This window comes from Pseudomonas sp. 58(2021) (assembly GCF_017491585.1).
GTDB classification, from domain to species: Bacteria; Pseudomonadota; Gammaproteobacteria; order Pseudomonadales; family Pseudomonadaceae; genus Aquipseudomonas; species Aquipseudomonas fluorescens_BT.
Genome location: NZ_JAFGYZ010000001.1, coordinates 83087 through 100300 on the forward strand (window position 1 = coordinate 83087; position 17214 = coordinate 100300).

15 protein-coding genes are annotated in these 17214 nt (G+C 61.5%); 8 read left to right on the top strand and 7 right to left on the bottom strand.

Annotation, left to right across the window (positions count from 1 at the left end; genetic code table 11):
- Nucleotides 1-33 precede the first annotated feature (33 nt).
- From bioD to bioB, 5 genes are all read right to left on the bottom strand, one after another.
- Nucleotides 34-714 (bottom strand): dethiobiotin synthase, encoded by a 681-nt coding sequence (gene bioD, locus J5M72_RS00370; protein ID WP_169432187.1) that lies wholly within the window; start codon nucleotides 712-714, stop codon nucleotides 34-36.
- Nucleotides 711-1523, bottom strand: a complete 813-nt coding sequence (gene bioC, locus J5M72_RS00375) for a malonyl-ACP O-methyltransferase BioC (RefSeq protein ID WP_207863718.1) — start codon at nucleotides 1521-1523, stop codon at nucleotides 711-713. The genes bioD and bioC overlap by 4 nt, the downstream gene beginning before the upstream one ends.
- Nucleotides 1516-2247 carry an alpha/beta fold hydrolase gene (locus tag J5M72_RS00380; RefSeq protein ID WP_207863719.1) on the bottom strand — a complete coding sequence of 244 codons (732 nt, stop codon included), beginning with the start codon at nucleotides 2245-2247 and terminating at the stop codon, nucleotides 1516-1518. Before J5M72_RS00380 ends, bioC begins: the two co-directional genes overlap by 8 nt.
- Entirely contained in the window at nucleotides 2240-3418 is a 1179-nt protein-coding gene (gene bioF, locus J5M72_RS00385) for an 8-amino-7-oxononanoate synthase (RefSeq protein ID WP_207863720.1), read from the bottom strand. Before bioF ends, J5M72_RS00380 begins: the two co-directional genes overlap by 8 nt.
- A 171-nt stretch (nucleotides 3419-3589) precedes the next feature.
- On the bottom strand, nucleotides 3590-4645 hold the full coding sequence (gene bioB / locus J5M72_RS00390; RefSeq protein WP_011336244.1) for a biotin synthase BioB: 1056 nt from the start codon (nucleotides 4643-4645) through the stop codon (nucleotides 3590-3592).
- Between the two features lie 91 nt (nucleotides 4646-4736).
- On the opposite strand from bioB, the gene J5M72_RS00395 reads away from it, so the two are divergent.
- The 5 genes from J5M72_RS00395 (at nucleotide 4737) to rarD (ending at nucleotide 10318) form a co-directional block, all read left to right on the top strand.
- The gene (locus tag J5M72_RS00395; RefSeq protein WP_207863721.1) at nucleotides 4737-5477 is read left to right on the top strand and encodes a ComF family protein; all 741 of its coding nucleotides are present in this window, start codon (nucleotides 4737-4739) and stop codon (nucleotides 5475-5477) included.
- 58 nt (nucleotides 5478-5535) lie between these two features.
- Nucleotides 5536-6300, top strand: a complete 765-nt coding sequence (locus J5M72_RS00400; RefSeq protein WP_207863722.1) for a TOBE domain-containing protein — start codon at nucleotides 5536-5538, stop codon at nucleotides 6298-6300.
- Nucleotides 6301-6372: 72 nt separating this feature from the next.
- Nucleotides 6373-8274 (top strand): PhoX family phosphatase, encoded by a 1902-nt coding sequence (locus J5M72_RS00405; protein ID WP_207863723.1) that lies wholly within the window; start codon nucleotides 6373-6375, stop codon nucleotides 8272-8274.
- A gap of 115 nt (nucleotides 8275-8389) precedes the next feature.
- A complete protein-coding gene (locus tag J5M72_RS00410; protein WP_207863724.1) occupies nucleotides 8390-9364 on the top strand; it encodes a serine/threonine protein kinase in 975 nt (324 codons plus the stop codon).
- A gap of 66 nt (nucleotides 9365-9430) precedes the next feature.
- Complete coding sequence (gene rarD, locus J5M72_RS00415) at nucleotides 9431-10318, top strand: EamA family transporter RarD (protein ID WP_207863725.1); 888 nt, start codon at nucleotides 9431-9433, stop codon at nucleotides 10316-10318.
- Nucleotides 10319-10541: 223 nt separating this feature from the next.
- Here rarD and J5M72_RS00420 read toward each other — a convergent pair whose 3' ends face one another.
- On the bottom strand, nucleotides 10542-11060 hold the full coding sequence (locus J5M72_RS00420; RefSeq protein ID WP_011336250.1) for a glycine cleavage system protein R: 519 nt from the start codon (nucleotides 11058-11060) through the stop codon (nucleotides 10542-10544).
- 454 nt (nucleotides 11061-11514) lie between these two features.
- Here J5M72_RS00420 and J5M72_RS00425 point away from each other — a divergent pair, with 454 nt between their 5' ends.
- Nucleotides 11515-13692 carry a malate synthase G gene (locus J5M72_RS00425; protein WP_207863726.1) on the top strand — a complete coding sequence of 726 codons (2178 nt, stop codon included), beginning with the start codon at nucleotides 11515-11517 and terminating at the stop codon, nucleotides 13690-13692.
- A gap of 70 nt (nucleotides 13693-13762) precedes the next feature.
- Here the strand turns inward: J5M72_RS00425 and J5M72_RS00430 are convergent, their stop codons facing one another.
- Nucleotides 13763-14209 carry a response regulator gene (locus J5M72_RS00430; RefSeq protein ID WP_169432198.1) on the bottom strand — a complete coding sequence of 149 codons (447 nt, stop codon included), beginning with the start codon at nucleotides 14207-14209 and terminating at the stop codon, nucleotides 13763-13765.
- Nucleotides 14210-14462: 253 nt separating this feature from the next.
- Between J5M72_RS00430 and J5M72_RS00435 the strand changes: the two genes are divergently transcribed.
- A complete protein-coding gene (locus J5M72_RS00435) occupies nucleotides 14463-16403 on the top strand; it encodes a putative nucleotidyltransferase substrate binding domain-containing protein (RefSeq protein ID WP_207863727.1) in 1941 nt (646 codons plus the stop codon).
- Complete coding sequence (locus tag J5M72_RS00440) at nucleotides 16400-17107, top strand: 3'-5' exonuclease (protein WP_207863728.1); 708 nt, start codon at nucleotides 16400-16402, stop codon at nucleotides 17105-17107. The genes J5M72_RS00435 and J5M72_RS00440 overlap by 4 nt, the downstream gene beginning before the upstream one ends.
- Nucleotides 17108-17214: the final 107 nt, after the last annotated feature.

Sequence of the window (17214 nt, forward strand, 5' to 3'; positions counted from 1 at the left end):
CACTAATGGCACTGTGCCTTGTCATAGCCAAAATCAGTCGAGCAAGTCCAGTTGCAAATGCTCGGCGACCGCCTCGGCGCTGATCGCCTTGAGCTTGGGCACTCGCCCCAGGCATGGCGCTGGAATCCGCTCGGCCAGCGTCGCCAGGTTTTCCTCCAGCCGCGACGTCTTCGGATCAATGATGTTCGCCACCCATCCCGCCAGTTGCAGCCCGTCCCGGGCAATCGCCTCGGCAGTCAACAGCGCATGACTGATGCAACCCAGACGCACGCCGACCACCAGAATGACCGGCAGCTTCAGCGCAATCGCCAGATCCGACAGATTGTCCTGATCCGCCAACGGCACCCGCCAGCCACCCGCACCTTCGATCAGCGTGAAGTCGGCGTTCATGGCCAGAATCTCGCGCATCGGCACCAGCAGCGATTGCACCGTCAGCGCCACACCTGCCTCTCGTGCCGCCAGATGCGGCGCGATCGCCGGCTCGAACGCCACCGGATTGACCTGTTGATACGTCAGCGGCAACGAACACTCGGCCTGCAACGCCAAGGCATCGGAGTTGCGCAGGCCTCTGGGTGTCACGACACAACCGGACGCCACCGGCTTGCCCGCCGCCGTACTCAGCCCCGCCGACCGCGCCGCATGCAGCAACCCGGCGGCGACAGTGGTCTTGCCAACGTCAGTGTCGGTTCCAGTGATGAAATAGGCTGCGCTCATAAGGGTTTCTCCAACACGGCGTAAACCACCTGATAAGTCGCCGGCAAGCCTTGTTGCTGACGGAACTGCTCGTACGCCTCGACCAGCCCGAGAATCCGCGCCCGCCCGGTGAGTCCGCCCGGCCGACCGGGATTCAGATTGTGTGCGCCCAGTGCCTTGAGTTCGTGCGTCAAGCTGCGCACATCCGGGTAATGCAGCACATGCGGCCGTTTCTCAAGACTGACCGTGCGCAAACCACTGGCCGCGCACAATTGTTCATACCGGGCGAATTCGCGGAAGCGGTTGACGTGTACCAGACCATCGACCTGGCGCCAACTGTCGCGCAATTCGTACAACGTCCCTACACAAAGACTAGCAAACGCAAAAATCCCCCCTGGTTTCAGCACCCGAAACGCTTCGCCGAGCACCGATTCGAAGTCTGCGCACCACTGCACGGCGAGGCTGGAGAAAATCAGGTCGCAGGTCGAATTCTGCAACGGCAGACGCTCGGCATCGCCCGCAATAAAGTGTGTGGCACCACCCAATGGCCGGGCGTGATTGAGCATGCCTTCGGCGATATCCAGCGCCAGCCCTTCGTTCCCGGCAAAATGTTCGGCCAGCGCCCGGGTGAAATAGCCGGTGCCACAGCCGAGATCCAGCCAGCGCGACGGCAGAAAATCCACCGGCAGACGATTCAGCAACTGCGTGCCGACATCACGCTGCAACTCGGCGACGCTGTCGTAGCTGGCCGCTGCACGTGAGAAGGAAGCCGCTACCTGGCGTTTGTCAGGCAAGCCGCCGGGCAGCGCAGCAAGAGACAAATCAGTCATCACCACACTCACTTAAAAACGCCTGGATAGCACCGGCCACACCGTGGGGATCTTCCAGAAGAAACCCATGGCTGGCCTTCTCGATCAGCCCGACCTCGACATCCGCCAGCAGCGCGAACAACTCGCCCGCGGCTTCCGCCGGCACCAGCCCATCCAGCCCGCCAAACAGATGCAATTGCGGGCCTCGAAACACTTGCAAGGCATTACGCGTATCGATCTGCGCCAACAACGCCAGACCAGCCATTAACGCCGCCGGCGAAGTGTTCGGCGCGCCGCCGAGCAACAGTCGCGACAAGCCGCGCGGGTCTTGCGCACCTTGAGCACATAACAGAGAGAAACGTTTGAGGGTCTGTCGCGGGTCGGCATTGCAACCAGCCAGAAACGCATCGAAGGTCTCGCCGGGCATCGCGCTCGGCCATTGTTCATGGGCGACAAACGAAGGATTGCTCGCCAGGGTCAGCAAGCCGCAGCAATGTTCGCCACGTCGCGCCGCCAGCTCCGAAGCGAGCATCCCGCCCAGCGACCAGCCACCCAGCCAGGCATCTTCGGGAATGCGCTCATCGAGTTCGTCGAGCCAGTCCGCAGGATCGCTGGATTCCAGCTCCGGCAACGGCTCGATGTCGACCGTCAGGTGTTCATCCAGCCCACGCAACGCAGCGGCCAGAGGCTCCAGCGGCGAAACGCCGAGGCCCCAACCCGGGAGCAGAATCAGACGATCACGCATGGCTTGGCTCCGACTTGAGTTGGGCAAAGCAATCGGCCAGTCCTTCTAACAATAGTTGCACCTGCGCCTCACTGTGGGCGGCGGTCAGGGTGACGCGCAGCCGCGCGCTGCCGGCAGGCACGGTCGGCGGGCGGATCGCAGTGACCATCAGCCCACGCTCGCGCAGCATCTGCGATAGACGCACGGCGCGACCGGCATCGCCGATCAGGATCGGCTGGATCGGCGTGAAGCTGTCCATCAGCTCCAGGCCGATCTGTTCGGCGCCATGACGGAACTGGCGGATCAGCGTCTGCAAATGCTCGCGGCGCCAGTGTTCGCTGCGCAGCAGTTCCAGACTTTTCAAGGTTGCGCAGGCCAGCGCCGGCGGCTGGCTGGTGGTGTAGATATACGGGCGGGCGAACTGGATCAGGCTTTCGATCAGCTCTTCGCTGCCGGCGACAAACGCGCCCGCCGTGCCGAACGCTTTACCGAGCGTGCCGACCAGCACCGGCACGTCATCCTGGCTCAGTCCGAAATGCTCGACGATCCCGCCACCGTTCGCTCCCAGCGGACCGAATCCGTGGGCGTCATCGACCATCAACCAAGCGCCTTTGGCCTTGGCCTCTCGGGCCAGCGCCGGCAGGTCGGCAAGATCGCCGTCCATGCTGAACACGCCGTCAGTGACCACCAAAGTATTGCCGGTGGCTTTCTCCAGACGCTTGGCGAGGCTGTCGGCGTCGTTGTGCAAATAACGATTGAAGCGCGCGCCGGACAACAATCCGGCATCCAGCAACGAGGCATGATTGAGCCGGTCTTCCAGCACCGTATCGCCCTGCCCGACCAGCGCCGTAACCGCGCCGAGGTTGGCCATGTAGCCGGTGGTGAACAACAGCGCACGGGGCCTTCCCGTGAGGTCGGCCAAGGCTTCTTCCAATTCGTGATGCGGGCCGCTGTGGCCGATCACCAGATGCGAGGCACCGCCGCCCACGCCCCACTTCGAGGCACCGGCGCGCCAGGCTTCGATCACTTGCGGATGATTGGCCAGGCCCAGGTAATCGTTGTTGCAGAACGCCAGCAACGGCTGACCGTCGACCACCACTTGCGGCCCTTGCGGGCTTTCAAGCAGCGGGCGCTGGCGATAGAGATTTTCGGCACGACGGGCAGCAAGGCGTGCGGCGAGATCGAAAGACATGCAAGCCTCGAACAGTCAAATCACATGAATCAGGATGGACACCGATCCTGTGGGAGCTGGCTTGCCAGCGATGGCGGCGCCACATTCAACATCAGTGTCGACTGTCAGTCCGCTATCGCTGGCAAGCCAGCTCCCACAGGGGAGTGTTCCTTCAGCAAATCGGGGCGAGTTTCAGACCGCCGCGTTATAGAACTGCTCGCTGCTCTTCTGCTCCACCAGCGCCTGCTCGATGGCGGCCTGATGCACTTCGTCGGCATGCTCTTCACGGGCTTCCGGCTGAATACCCAGACGTGCGAACAACTGCATGTCCTTGTCGGCCTGCGGGTTGGCGGTGGTCAGCAGTTTGTCGCCGTAGAAAATCGAGTTGGCGCCGGCGAAGAACGCCAGGGCCTGCATCTGCTCGTTCATCGCTTCGCGGCCGGCGGACAGGCGCACGTGGGATTGCGGCATGAGGATGCGCGCCACGGCGAGCATGCGGATGAAGTCGAACGGATCGACATCGTCAGCGTTTTCCAGCGGCGTGCCGGCGACTTTCACCAGCATGTTGATCGGCACCGATTCCGGGTGCTCCGGCAGGTTGGCCAGCTGGATCAGCAGGTTCGCGCGGTCATCGAGGGACTCGCCCATACCGAGGATGCCGCCGGAGCAGATCTTCATCCCCGCATCGCGCACATAGGCCAGAGTCTGCAGACGCTCGGCATAGGTGCGGGTAGTGATGATGCTGCCGTAGAACTCCGGCGAGGTATCGAGGTTGTGGTTGTAATAGTCGAGGCCGGCCTTGGCCAGCGCTTCGGTCTGGTCCTGATCGAGACGACCGAGGGTCATGCAGGTTTCCAGGCCCATGGCCTTCACGCCTTCGACCATTTTCAACACGTAAGGCATGTCCTTGGCCGACGGGTGCTTCCACGCCGCGCCCATGCAGAAACGGGTCGAACCGATGGCCTTGGCGCGGGCAGCCTCTTCGAGGACCTTCTGCACTTCCATCAACTTTTCTTTTTCCAGGCCCGTGTTGTAGTGACCGGACTGCGGACAGTATTTGCAATCTTCCGGACAGGCGCCGGTCTTGATCGACAGCAGGGTGGAAACCTGGACGCGGTTGGCGTCGAAATGCGCGCGGTGCACCGTCTGCGCCTGAAACAGCAAGTCGTTGAAAGGCTGAACGAAGAGTGCTTTGACTTCGGCCAAAGTCCAGTCGTGACGCAGGGTGGCAGTGGTGCTGGCGCTCATGGGCGATTCCTTGGTTATGCTTGGCTTGCGCCTGGGGAAACGGAATACCCACAGGCACGACACGGATGTTCGGCATATTTAAGGAAGAGCCATGCACTGTCAACCACATCAAGATAGACCGGTTTACATCTGGTTAAATAATGACCAAACCTGTTTGATTTGCGATGAGCCGGCGGAAACCGAAACGCCCCTCTGCGTAGCCTGCGAAACCGACCTGCCCTGGCTTGGCGATCAATGCATGACTTGTGCATTGCCGCTGCCCGCAGCAGGCCTGACATGCGGCGAGTGCCTGAAGGATCCACCCGCCTTCGAACAGGTGGTGGTGCCCTGGTCCTACGGCTTCCCGGTGGACAGTCTGATCACCCGTTTCAAACACAACGCCAAATGGCCGTTTGGCCGCCTGTTGGGCGAGGTTCTCGGGCAGTTCCTGCAACATCGCTTCGACGAGGGCCTGCCACGTCCGGACGCCCTGCTGCCGGTGCCATTGGCGAACAAGCGCCTGCGTCAGCGCGGATTCAATCAGGCGGCAATGCTGGCGCAATGGCTCGGCAAGCAACTGGATCTGCCCTGTGAAGAAAATGTCCTGCGCCGTACCCAGGACACCAGCGCCCAGCAGGCACTCGACGCCAGGGCGCGTAAACGCAATTTGCGCAATGCCTTCAAGCGGGTGCCGGAGGCCGATGTACGAGGCCGGCATCTGGCCTTGGTGGATGATGTGCTGACCACCGGCGCCACAGCTCAAGCGCTGGCCCGGTTGCTGCTGGACGCGGGCGCCACGCGGGTCGACGTCTACTGCCTGGCCCGCACACCGAAACCTGGCGACGCGGCTTGACTCACACGCGCCAAGCGGCCAACTTCCTCCTCCATCACCCCAGAACAAAGCACTCGACATGTCCCTGCCCAGCCTGTTGTCCCAGCACATCGTCCGCCGCCCGCAGCGTATCGCCCTGCTGCAACACATTGCCGAACAGGGCTCGATTACCCGCGCCGCAAAAAGCGCGGGCCTGAGCTACAAAGCGGCATGGGACGCCATCGATGAACTGAACAATCTGGCGCAGAAACCCTTGGTCGAGCGGGCTGTCGGCGGCAAGGGCGGCGGCGGCGCGAAACTGTCCAGCGAAGGTGAACGGGTGCTGCGTCTTTATCAGAAGCTCCAAGCCTTGCAGGCGCAGGTGCTGGAAGCCGCCGAGGACGCCAGTGATCTGGATCTGCTCGGCCGTCTGATGCTTCGCACCAGCGCCCGCAATCAATTGCACGGCACAGTCGTCAGCATCGAGCATCAGGGCCGCAATGACCTGATCCGCCTCGAACTGGCCGAAGGCTTGTGCATCGACGCGCAGATCACCCACGACAGCACCGTGCATCTGGAGCTGCAACCGAACACCGAAGTGGTAGCACTGATCAAGGCCGGCTGGCTTGAATTACTGGGCAACGGGCAAGCCGCAACATCTGGTCACAATCTTCTCGAAGGCACCCTCGAAGCCATTCTCGATGCCGAGGACGGCCCCAGCGAAGTGCGCATCGCCCTGCCCAACGGCCAGACACTCTGCGCCCTGGCTGAGCCGCTGCACCTGCGCACCCACAAACTGACCGTCGAACAACCGGTACGGGTGCAGTTCTCGCCGTCCAATGTGATCATCGGCACACCACTCTAGCCCGGGTTCCTGCAACAAAAGCGTCATCGCCTCTCATTAAGGTGGCTGCCAAAACCAAGCAGGGAGCCTGATGTGAGCCTATTAGAAGAAAACCAATCCACTGATCTGGAAAAAATGGTCGGCCTGAGCCGTCGTGGTTTCATCGGTGCCGGCGCACTGTGCGGCGCGGCGATGTTCCTCGGTGGCAGCCTGTTGAGTCGCAGCGCCCTGGCCACCGGTGTCAGCGCCGGCAACAGCCGCCTGCTGGGCTTCGACAGCATTGCGGCCGCCACCACCGACGTCATCAGCCTGCCCAAGGGTTACAAGTCGTCGGTGCTGATCAGCTGGGGCCAGCCCCTGCACAAGAACGGCCCGGCCTTCGACCCGAGCGGCAACGGCACTGCAGCCGCACAGGAAGTGCAGTTCGGTGACAACAACGACGGCATGAGCCTGTTCGCCTTTCCGGACGACAGAAACCGCGCCCTGATGGCGATCAACAACGAATACACCAACTACCGCTACCTCTACCCTCACGGCGGCCTGCCGCAATCGGCGGAAGACGTGCGCAAGGCCCTGGCCTGCGAAGGTGTCTCGGTGATCGAAGTGGCGCGCAAGAACGGTCAATGGCAGTTCGTTCAGGGTTCGCGCTACAACCGCCGCATCCACGGCAACTCACCGCTGCGCATCAGCGGCCCGGCGGCCGGTCATGAATTGATGAAAACCAGCGCCGACAAGCACGGCAAGAAAGTCCTCGGCACCTTCCAGAACTGCGCCAACGGCAAGACCCCGTGGGGCACTTATCTGACGTGTGAAGAGAACTTCACCGACTGCTTCGGCAGCAGCAATGCCCAGCAACAGTTCGATCCGGCGCAGAAACGCTACGGCGTGACGGCCGCCAGCCGCGAGATCAACTGGCATCCGTTCGATCCGCGCTTCGACATGGTCAAAAACCCGAACGAGCTCAACCGTCACGGCTGGGTGGTGGAAATCGACCCGTTCGACCCGCAATCGACGCCGGTCAAGCGCACTGCCCTCGGTCGCTTCAAACACGAAAACGCTGCCCTGGCCGAGACCGACGACGGTCGCGCCGTGGTGTACATGGGCGACGACGAACGCGGCGAGTTCATCTACAAGTTCATCAGCCGCGACCGCATCAACCACCGCAACGCGAAAGCCAACCGCGACATCCTCGATCACGGCACCCTGTACGTGGCGAAGTTCGATGCGGGCGACGGCAACTCCGACCACCCGAAAGGCCAGGGCCAGTGGATCGAACTGACCCACGGCAAGAACGGCATCGACGCCAGCAGCGGTTTTGCCGATCAGGCCGAAGTGCTGATTCACGCGCGTCTGGCAGCCAGTGTGGTCGGCGCCACGCGCATGGACCGTCCGGAGTGGATCGTGGTCAGCCCGAAAGACGGCCAGGTTTATTGCACCCTGACCAACAACGCCAAGCGCGGCGAAGACGGGCAACCGGTGGGCGGGCCGAACCCGCGCGAGAAGAACGTCTACGGTCAGATCCTGCGCTGGCGCACCGACCGCGACGATCATGGTTCGAAGACCTTCGCCTGGGATCTGTTCGTGGTGGCCGGCAACCCGAGCGTGCACGCCGGCACGCCGAAGGGCGGCTCGTCGAACATCACGCCGCAAAACATGTTCAACAGCCCTGACGGCCTCGGTTTCGACAAGGCCGGCCGACTGTGGATTCTCACCGACGGTGATTCGAGCAACGCCGGGGACTTTGCCGGAATGGGCAACAACCAGATGCTCTGCGCCGATCCTGCGACCGGTGAGATTCGCCGGTTCATGGTCGGACCGATCGGTTGTGAAGTCACCGGGATCAGTTTCTCGCCGGATCAGAAAACCCTGTTTGTCGGGATTCAGCATCCGGGCGAGAACGGCGGCTCGACCTTCCCCGAGCACCTGCCGAACGGCAAGCCACGCTCTTCGGTGATGGCGATTACCCGTGAGGATGGCGGGATCGTCGGCGCCTGATGCTGCGACGCTCTGATCGTTCCCGTGCCCTGCACGGGAACGATCCCCTCAAGACAGCCCGTCTGCGCTACCATGCTGGGCCGGACGCGGCAGCCTGCTGCGCGCAGGAGTCAGCATGGCCCACCCGTTTGAAACCCTCACCCCAGACCTCGTGCTCGATGCCGTCGAAAGCATCGGTTTCCTGAGCGATGCGCGCATCCTGGCGCTCAACAGTTACGAAAACCGCGTCTATCAGGTCGGCATCGAAGACTCGGAACCGCTGATCGCCAAGTTCTATCGCCCGCAGCGCTGGACCAACGAGGCCATTCTCGAAGAACACCAGTTCACCTTCGAACTGGCCGACGTCGAGATCCCGGTGGTGGCGCCACTTGTCCACAACGGCGAAACCCTGCATGAACACGCTGGCTTCCGTTTCACCTTGTTTCCCCGTCGCGGTGGCCGCGCGCCGGAGCCGGGCAATCTCGATCAGCTGTATCGCCTCGGCCAGTTGCTCGGGCGCATGCACGCGGTCGGCGGAACGAAGCCGTTCGAACACCGAGAAGCGCTGACCGTGCAGAACTTTGGCCATGCGTCGCTGACCACTTTGCTGGAAGGCAACTTCATTCCGAAAAGTCTGTTGCCGGCCTACGAGTCTGTCGCCCGCGATCTGCTCAAGCGTGTGGAAGACGTCTACGCCGCCACGCCGCACCAGAACATCCGCATACACGGCGACTGCCACCCCGGCAACATGATGTGCCGCGACGAGATGTTCCACATCGTCGACCTCGACGACTGCCGCATGGGGCCGGCGGTGCAGGACATCTGGATGATGCTCGCCGGCGATCGCCAGGAGTGTCTCGGACAGCTGTCGGAGTTGATGGACGGCTACAACGAGTTCCACGATTTCGACCCCCGCGAACTGGCGCTGATCGAACCACTGCGCGCCTTGCGCCTGATGCATTACAGCGCGTGGCTGGCCCGACGCTGGGACGATCCGGCGTTCCCTCACAGTTTTCCGTGGTTCGGCACGGAGCGGTATTGGGGCGATCAGGTGCTGGCGTTGCGTGAGCAACTGTCGGCGCTGAACGAAGAGCCGTTGAAGCTTTTCTGACACGACACGTCTATACAACTGCCCGTACAATTGCTGCTTTGTTAGCTGCCTAAGCAAGGATTCTGCATGCAAGCCGCCAACCCGCGTCGCGGGTACATTCTGGGCCTCAGCGCCTACATCATCTGGGGACTGTTCCCGCTCTACTTCAAAGCCATCGCCGAAGTGCCGGCGGTGGAAATCATCATCCACCGGGTGCTGTGGTCAGCGCTGTTCGGCGCGCTGCTGTTGATGGTCTGGAAACACCCGGGCTGGTGGCAGGAGCTGCGCGATAACCCTAAACGCCTGGCGATTCTCGCGCTCAGCGGCACGCTGATCGCGGCCAACTGGCTGACCTACGTCTGGTCGGTGAACAACGGGCGGATGCTGGAGGCGAGCCTCGGTTACTACATCAACCCATTGGTTAACGTGCTGCTGGGCATGTTGATCCTCGGCGAACGCTTGCGCCGCATGCAGTGGCTGGCGGTCGGTCTGGCGGCGATTGGCGTGGCGCAGCAGGTATGGCAGGTCGGCAGCCTGCCGTGGGTATCGCTAGTGCTGGCGCTGACCTTCGGTTTCTACGGACTGATCCGCAAGCAGGCGCCGGTCAAGGCGCTGCCCGGGCTGGTGGTGGAAACCTGGATGCTGGTGCCGATCGCCCTCGCATGGCTGCTGTTCAATCCGACCGCGACCAGTGCTCAGGCCGAGTTCTGGACGACCTCCGAAGCCTGGTGGCTGGTGGCGGCCGGTCCGGTGACGCTGGTGCCGCTGGTCTGCTTCAACGCGGCGGCGCGGCACCTGCCCTACACCACCCTCGGCTTCCTGCAGTACCTGGCACCGACTCTGGTGCTGCTGCAAGCCGTGCTGCTGTTCGGTGAGCACTTGTCGTCCAGCACGCTGATCGCCTTCATGTTTATCTGGGCCGGTCTGGCGGTGTATAGCGTCGATGCGTGGATAAGTCTGCGCCGGCGCAGCTGATCAAAAACCGTACAAAACTCCGCAGGCCACGGTTCTCGTGGCCTGCATCGTTCCTTCCCAAGGTTATCCACAGCGTGATCCCCGCTGTTTGTGCGCAAGTCACTGAATGCTGGTGTTTTTTTGATCAATTCACGCAAAGCCAAGGCGGACGTGGCCTGGCGGTCAGTCTCTACAGGTTATCCACAGGCAGGTGCACGTTTAAACTGGATAACCCGATCCGTCTTCACAGGTCGGTGCGCAGCACCAATTCCACCATCAAGTCATCGGCCAGGGTTTCCAGGCGCGATTGCAGCACGTCCAGTGAAAGAGTCAGGGGCACCGCCAGAATCGCTTCGGCGTGAAACAGCGGCTCGCTGCTCATCGGCGCCGGACGCACTTCGGTCACCAGCCGCTCGAGGTTCACACCCTGCTCGCTCAGCAACCGGGTGATATCGCGCACGATGCCCGGACGATCATTGCCCACCAGTTCCATGGCAATCGGTTTCCAGGTGCAGGCCTGCTCGATACCGCTTTCGGCTACCAGCACACGAATGCCCTGCGCCGACAACGCTTGTAAGGCATCGACTAATTCGTCGTAAGCCTCTGCCGGCACGCCAACCCGCAGAATCCCGGCGAACTGCCCGGCCATGCGTGACATGCGGCTTTCCAGCCAGTTGCCGCCGTGCTCGGCGATGCATTGGGCGATGCGCTCGACCTGCCCGGGCTTGTCCGGCGCGAAGACGGTGAGTACGAGGTGATCCATGGCGCAGCCCTCTTGTCATGACTTTTGTTATAGAAAAGCAAGTATAGGCAAGCGTTCGACAGACGCCTCAGACGCTCGAAATCACCAATCGTGTACAACTTTTTATATTTAACTGGAACAATCCATTGGTTTTTTGAGAACATCCCGTTCCGCGCCGTGACCGCAATGCGTCATGGGGTCGCAGAACGACGTAATTAGTCTGATTTTCACAACCGCAACTCATCATGTAGTATGCCGCAGCGCGCACTACATAACGCTGGATCGATGTCTGCCCAAGGCACGTTCGCAACCCTGAAAGCCCCGTCAGCAAGGCCCCCAAGCCGTTGATTGGTCCCAACCCAGCCGCCAGCGATGGCATGTACTGGTCAAGGGGTTTGTGGTTTAAATGGCCAGAGGCTTCATTGTTAAATTGAAGAGCTGAAAAGCGAAATAGCTGAGCAGAGTGAGGCAAGCAATGACTGAACACGTTCAAGTCGGTGGCCTGCAGGTCGCCAAAGTCCTGTTCGACTTCGTGAACAACGAAGCCATTCCCGGTACCGGCCTCACCGCCGACAAATTCTGGGAAGGTGCCGACAAGGTCATTCACGACCTGGCGCCGAAGAACAAAGCCCTACTCGCCAAACGCGATGACTTCCAGGCTCGTATCGACGGCTGGCACCAGAGCCGTGCCGGTCAGCCGCACGACGCCGTGGCTTATAAAGCCTTCCTGCAAGAGATCGGTTATCTGCTGCCAGAAGCGGCTGATTTCCAGGCAACGACGCAAAACGTCGACGACGAAATCGCCCGTACCGCCGGCCCGCAACTCGTGGTTCCGGTGATGAACGCCCGCTTCGCCCTCAACGCCTCGAACGCCCGCTGGGGTTCGCTGTACGACGCCCTGTATGGCACCGACGCCATCAGCGAAGCCGGCGGCGCGGAAAAAGGCAAAGGCTACAACAAGGTGCGTGGCGATAAAGTCATCGCCTTCGCCCGTGCGTTCCTCGACGAAGCCGCGCCACTGGCCGCAGGCTCCCACGTCGATTCCACCGGCTACAAGATCGCTGACGGCAAACTGCTGGTCACCCTCAAGGGCGGCAGCACCAGCGGCCTGCGCAACGATGCACAACTGATCGGCTTCCAGGGCGACGCCAATGCGCCGATCGCGATCCTGCTGAAAAACAACGGCCTGCATTTCGAAATCCAGATCGACGCCAGCACCCCGGTCGGCCAGACCGATGCCGCCGGCGTCAAAGACATCCTGATGGAAGCGGCGCTGACCACCATCATGGACTGCGAAGACTCCGTGGCTGCCGTCGATGCCGACGACAAGGTGGTGATCTACCGCAACTGGCTCGGCCTGATGAAGGGCGACCTCGCGGAATCCGTGTCCAAGGGCGGCCAGACCTTCACCCGTACCATGAACCCGGATCGCACCTACACCAAGGTCGACGGCAGCGAACTGACCCTGCACGGCCGCTCGCTGTTGTTCGTGCGTAACGTTGGTCACCTGATGACCATCGATGCGATTCTCGACAAAGACGGCAACGAAGTGCCGGAAGGCATCCTCGACGGTCTGGTCACGTGCCTGGCGGCGATGCACAACCTCAACGGCAACACCTCGCGCAAGAACACTCGCACCGGTTCGGTCTACATCGTCAAACCGAAGATGCACGGCCCGGAAGAAGCGGCGTTCACCAACGAGCTGTTCGGTCGCATCGAAGACGTGCTGGGCCTTGCGCGCAACACCCTGAAAGTCGGGATCATGGACGAGGAGCGCCGCACCACGGTCAACCTCAAGGCCTGCATCAAGGCCGCCAGCGAGCGCGTGGTGTTCATCAACACCGGTTTCCTCGACCGCACCGGCGATGAAATTCACACCTCCATGGAAGCCGGCCCGATGGTGCGCAAGGCCGACATGAAGGCCGAGAAGTGGATCGGCGCCTATGAAAACTGGAACGTCGATATCGGTCTGAGCACCGGCCTGCAAGGTCGTGCGCAAATCGGTAAAGGCATGTGGGCGATGCCCGACCTGATGGCGGCGATGCTCGAACAGAAAATCGCTCACCCGCTGGCCGGTGCCAACACCGCCTGGGTACCGTCGCCGACCGCCGCTGCGCTGCACGCGCTGCACTACCACAAGGTCGACGTGTTCGCCCGTCAGGCCGAGCTGGCCAAACGTGCCCGCGCTTCGGTCGATGACATCCTGACCATCCCGCTGGCGGTCAACCCGAACTGGACCCCGGAGCAGATCAAGAACGAACTGGACAACAACGCCCAGGGCATTCTCGGTTACGTGGTGCGCTGGATCGACCAGGGCGTGGGCTGTTCGAAAGTGCCGGATATCAACGATGTCGGCCTGATGGAAGACCGTGCGACGCTGCGTATCTCCAGCCAGCACATCACCAACTGGCTGCGCCACGGTGTGGTGACCGAAGCGCAAGTGATGGAAAGCCTCAAGCGCATGGCGCCGGTAGTGGACCGTCAGAATGCCAACGACCCGCTGTACCGTCCGCTGGCCCCGAACTTCGACAGCAACATCGCCTTCCAGGCGGCGGTCGAACTGGTGATCGAGGGCACCAAACAGCCGAACGGCTACACCGAGCCGGTCCTGCACCGTCGTCGCCGCGAGTTCAAGGCTGCCAACGGCCTGTAACTTGCGCGGATGCCGGACATGAAAAAGCCCTGATCTTTTGATCAGGGCTTTTTTGTTTGCGCCGGATTGGCTAGGGCTCGATGCCCAGCTCATGCCTGACCAGTCCAAGCAATTTGGCGGTATCGATCGGTTTGAGCAGAAAATCCACCACACTCAAATGCATCGCCGCAATCGCGTCCTTCACGTCGGCATCGCCCGACACAATGATGATCGGCAACGCCGCCCGCACTGACTCGCGCACCTGGCGGATCAACTCCAGACCATCGACGTTGCCCATGCGCAGGTCTGTGATCACCAGTCCGATCGAAGGTTTTTCCGCGAGCATTTTCAGGGCGGTTTCGCCGCTGGCCGCGGTCAGGCAGCGAATGCCATCCAATCCGAGAATCTCCGACAACAGCTCCCGGGCGTCCTTGTCGTCGTCGACGATCAATACACGTTGCGGTGGCAAATCGGGTTCGAGCATTACAGCGCTGAGCGCTTCCCGCTCGGCGTCGCTCAAAATATCGTGGTCGGACATGGCGTTCTCTACGTTTTCAATTCAGTCCCCTGGCACAGTGGTCAGACATCGCTGGGCAGAGCTTCAATGTGCACTTCGTCGGATTTTTTTCCAAGGGGCGAACCGAAGAATTTCCGACTGATTTTGTAGGGCATATCCGAAAACTCCCCAACGGCATGCCCAACCTAGACTTACGTCCAATGGGCACCCCGCGCGATGGGGTCGACCATGGCTGCAACGATCCGACAACAACAATTCGAAAAAGACTGCGGTAATGGTTATGAGTAAAGCGGACGCCTTCACCCAGGCAGGGAAAACCGCGGTGTTGCAGAACATTCAGGGCACTTTGCAATTCCTTCAGCGCTTCCCCCCTTTCAATCAAATGGAACACGCCCACCTGGCCTACCTGGTGGAGCAATGCCAGCTGCGCTTCTACGGTCAGGGCGAGAGCATCATCAAACCCGCCGACGGGCCGGTCGAACACTTCTACATCGTCAAGCAGGGCCGGGTGGTCGGTGAACGCCCACATACGGCCAAGGGCGGCACCGAAACCACGTTTGAAATCACCACTGGCGAGTGTTTTCCCCTCGCCGCGCTGCTCGGCGAACGGGCGACCCGCACCGAGCACCTGGCCGGCGAAGACACCTTCTGCCTGCAACTGAACAAACTGGCGTTCATCAAGCTGTTCGCCCTCTCCAATACCTTCCGCGACTTCGCCCTTCGCGGGGTCAGCAGCCTGCTGGATCAGGTCAACCAGCAAGTTCAGCAGAAAGCCGTGGAAACCCTCGGCACCCAATACTCGCTGAACACCCGCCTGGGCGAATTGGCGATGCGCCATCCAGTGACCTGCAGCCCTTCCACCCCACTGCGCGAAGCGGTGAAGCTGATGCACGAACAACAGGTCGGCAGCATCGTCGCGGTGGATGAACACAAGGCGCCGCTGGGGATTTTCACCCTGCGCGATCTGCGGCATGTCGTGGCTGAAGGGGTTGGCGATTTCAGCGAGCCGATCGAACTCCACATGACGCACTCGCCGTTCTATCTGTCGCCGGATCACAGCGCTTTCGACGCGGCGATTGCCATGACCGAAAGGCACATCGCCCACGTGTGTCTGGTCAAGGATCAGCGCCTGTGCGGCGTGGTTTCCGAACGGGATCTGTTTTCGCTGCAGCGGGTCGATCTGGTGCACCTGGCCCGGACCATCCGCAGCGCCCAGCGAGTCGAGCAACTGGTGACCCTGCGCGGCGAGATCGGCCAACTGGTGGAGCGCATGCTCGCTCACGGCGCGTCCTCGACCCAGATCACTCACATCATCACCCTGCTCAACGATCACACCGTGTGCCGGGTGATCGAACTGACCCTCGCCGAGAAAGGCGACCCCGGCGTGCCATTCAGCTGGTTGTGTTTCGGCAGCGAAGGCCGGCGCGAGCAGACCCTGCACACCGATCAGGACAACGGCATTCTGTTCGAAGCCCGGGATGCGGCCCACGCGGCGGAGATTCGCGGCAAACTGCTGCCGATTGCCCAGCAGATCAACAACAGCCTGGCGCAATGCGGCTTCACCCTGTGCAAGGGCAACATCATGGCCGGCAATCCTCAGCTATGTCTGTCCCGTGCCGAATGGGCCCGACGGTTTGCCGCGTTCATTCGCGAGGCGACGCCGGAGAACTTGTTGGGTTCCAGCATCTATTTCGACCTGCGGGTAGTCTGGGGTGATGAACAGGGTTGCGAGCAATTGCGGCGGGGGATTCTCGATCAGGTCGGCGACAATCGCCTGTTCCAGCGGATGATGGCCGAGAACGCCTTGCGCAACCGTCCGCCGGTTGGGCGCTTCCGTGAGTTCGTGCTGACGAAAAAGAACGGCGAGAAAGCCACGCTGGACCTGAAAATCCAGGGCCTGACCCCGTTTGTCGACGGTGCGCGCCTGCTCGCGCTGGCCAACGGCATCGACGCCAACAACACCCTCGAACGCTTCCGCCAGCTTGTGGATAAAGAAGTCATCGACCGACTGGATGGCGCCGCGTACGAAGAGGCGTATCACTTCATCCAGCAGACGCGCATGCAGCAGCATCAACTGCAGACCCGGGAAAACCTGCCGTATTCGAACCGGGTCGATCCCGACAGCCTCAATCATCTGGACCGGCGCATCCTGCGCGAATCCCTGCGCCAGGCCCAGCGCCTGCAAAGCAGCCTGACCTTGCGGTATCAGCTATGAGCCTGTTTTCGTGGCTGCGCCCGGCCAGCCCCGTTCTGCCGGACGATCTGCGACAACGCCTGTCGAAACTGCCGGCGATCCGCGGACTGAGCGAGTGCAGTCTGCGCGAACAGCGCTGGGTGGTGCTGGATCTGGAAACCACCGGGCTCAATCTGAACAAGGATCGGGTGCTGTCGATCGGCGCGGTGGTGATCGAGGACGGTGCGATCGATTTCAGCCAGCAATTCGAACGCACCCTGCAATGTCGCGAACTGAAACTCGGCCCCAGTGTGTTGATCCATGGACTGGGGCCGAACGCGATTGCCGCCGGCAGCGAACCGGCCGAGGCTCTGGTCGATTTGCTGGAGTTTATCGGGGACAGTCCGGTGCTGGCGTTTCATGCGCCGTTCGATCAACACATGCTGGGCCGCGCCATGAAAGAACACCTGGGGTACAAATTGCAGCAGGTGTTTCTGGATGTCGCCGACATTGCACCACTGGTTTGCCCACAAGCGCACATCCGCGAGGCAGGACTGGACGAATGGATCGACTGGTTCAGGCTTGAAGTGTTCGAACGCCACCACGCCAGCGCCGATGCGCTGGCCACGGCGGAACTGGCGTTGATTCTGTTCAGTCGCGCGCGTCAGCAACAGATCCACAGTCCACTGAATCTGCAACAACGCCTGAGCCAATGGAAGCGCCGTCAGCAGACACATTCGTTCTGAGTCCCGGGTTGTCGCCCGACAACCCGACCGGTGGCCAATTGCTAACCATTCCCACCTCTGCCACAATCGCGAACAATTCTCGTTGGTTAACATTTCCCAGTCGGTGT

What these genes read in the sequence shown, in the direction of transcription:
- bioD (WP_169432187.1), bottom strand. Translation starts at nt 714, where the DNA reads ATGAGCGCAGCCTATTTCATCACTGGAACCGACACTGACGTTGGCAAG.
- bioC (WP_207863718.1), bottom strand. Translation starts at nt 1,523, where the DNA reads ATGACTGATTTGTCTCTTGCTGCGCTGCCCGGCGGCTTGCCTGACAAA.
- J5M72_RS00380 (WP_207863719.1), bottom strand. Translation starts at nt 2,247, where the DNA reads ATGCGTGATCGTCTGATTCTGCTCCCGGGTTGGGGCCTCGGCGTTTCG.
- bioF (WP_207863720.1), bottom strand. Translation starts at nt 3,418, where the DNA reads ATGTCTTTCGATCTCGCCGCACGCCTTGCTGCCCGTCGTGCCGAAAAT.
- bioB (WP_011336244.1), bottom strand. Translation starts at nt 4,645, where the DNA reads ATGAGCGCCAGCACCACTGCCACCCTGCGTCACGACTGGACTTTGGCC.
- J5M72_RS00395 (WP_207863721.1), top strand. Translation starts at nt 4,737, where the DNA reads ATGCACTGTCAACCACATCAAGATAGACCGGTTTACATCTGGTTAAAT.
- J5M72_RS00400 (WP_207863722.1), top strand. Translation starts at nt 5,536, where the DNA reads ATGTCCCTGCCCAGCCTGTTGTCCCAGCACATCGTCCGCCGCCCGCAG.
- J5M72_RS00410 (WP_207863724.1), top strand. Translation starts at nt 8,390, where the DNA reads ATGGCCCACCCGTTTGAAACCCTCACCCCAGACCTCGTGCTCGATGCC.
- rarD (WP_207863725.1), top strand. Translation starts at nt 9,431, where the DNA reads ATGCAAGCCGCCAACCCGCGTCGCGGGTACATTCTGGGCCTCAGCGCC.
- J5M72_RS00420 (WP_011336250.1), bottom strand. Translation starts at nt 11,060, where the DNA reads ATGGATCACCTCGTACTCACCGTCTTCGCGCCGGACAAGCCCGGGCAG.
- J5M72_RS00425 (WP_207863726.1), top strand. Translation starts at nt 11,515, where the DNA reads ATGACTGAACACGTTCAAGTCGGTGGCCTGCAGGTCGCCAAAGTCCTG.
- J5M72_RS00430 (WP_169432198.1), bottom strand. Translation starts at nt 14,209, where the DNA reads ATGTCCGACCACGATATTTTGAGCGACGCCGAGCGGGAAGCGCTCAGC.
- J5M72_RS00435 (WP_207863727.1), top strand. Translation starts at nt 14,463, where the DNA reads ATGGTTATGAGTAAAGCGGACGCCTTCACCCAGGCAGGGAAAACCGCG.
- J5M72_RS00440 (WP_207863728.1), top strand. Translation starts at nt 16,400, where the DNA reads ATGAGCCTGTTTTCGTGGCTGCGCCCGGCCAGCCCCGTTCTGCCGGAC.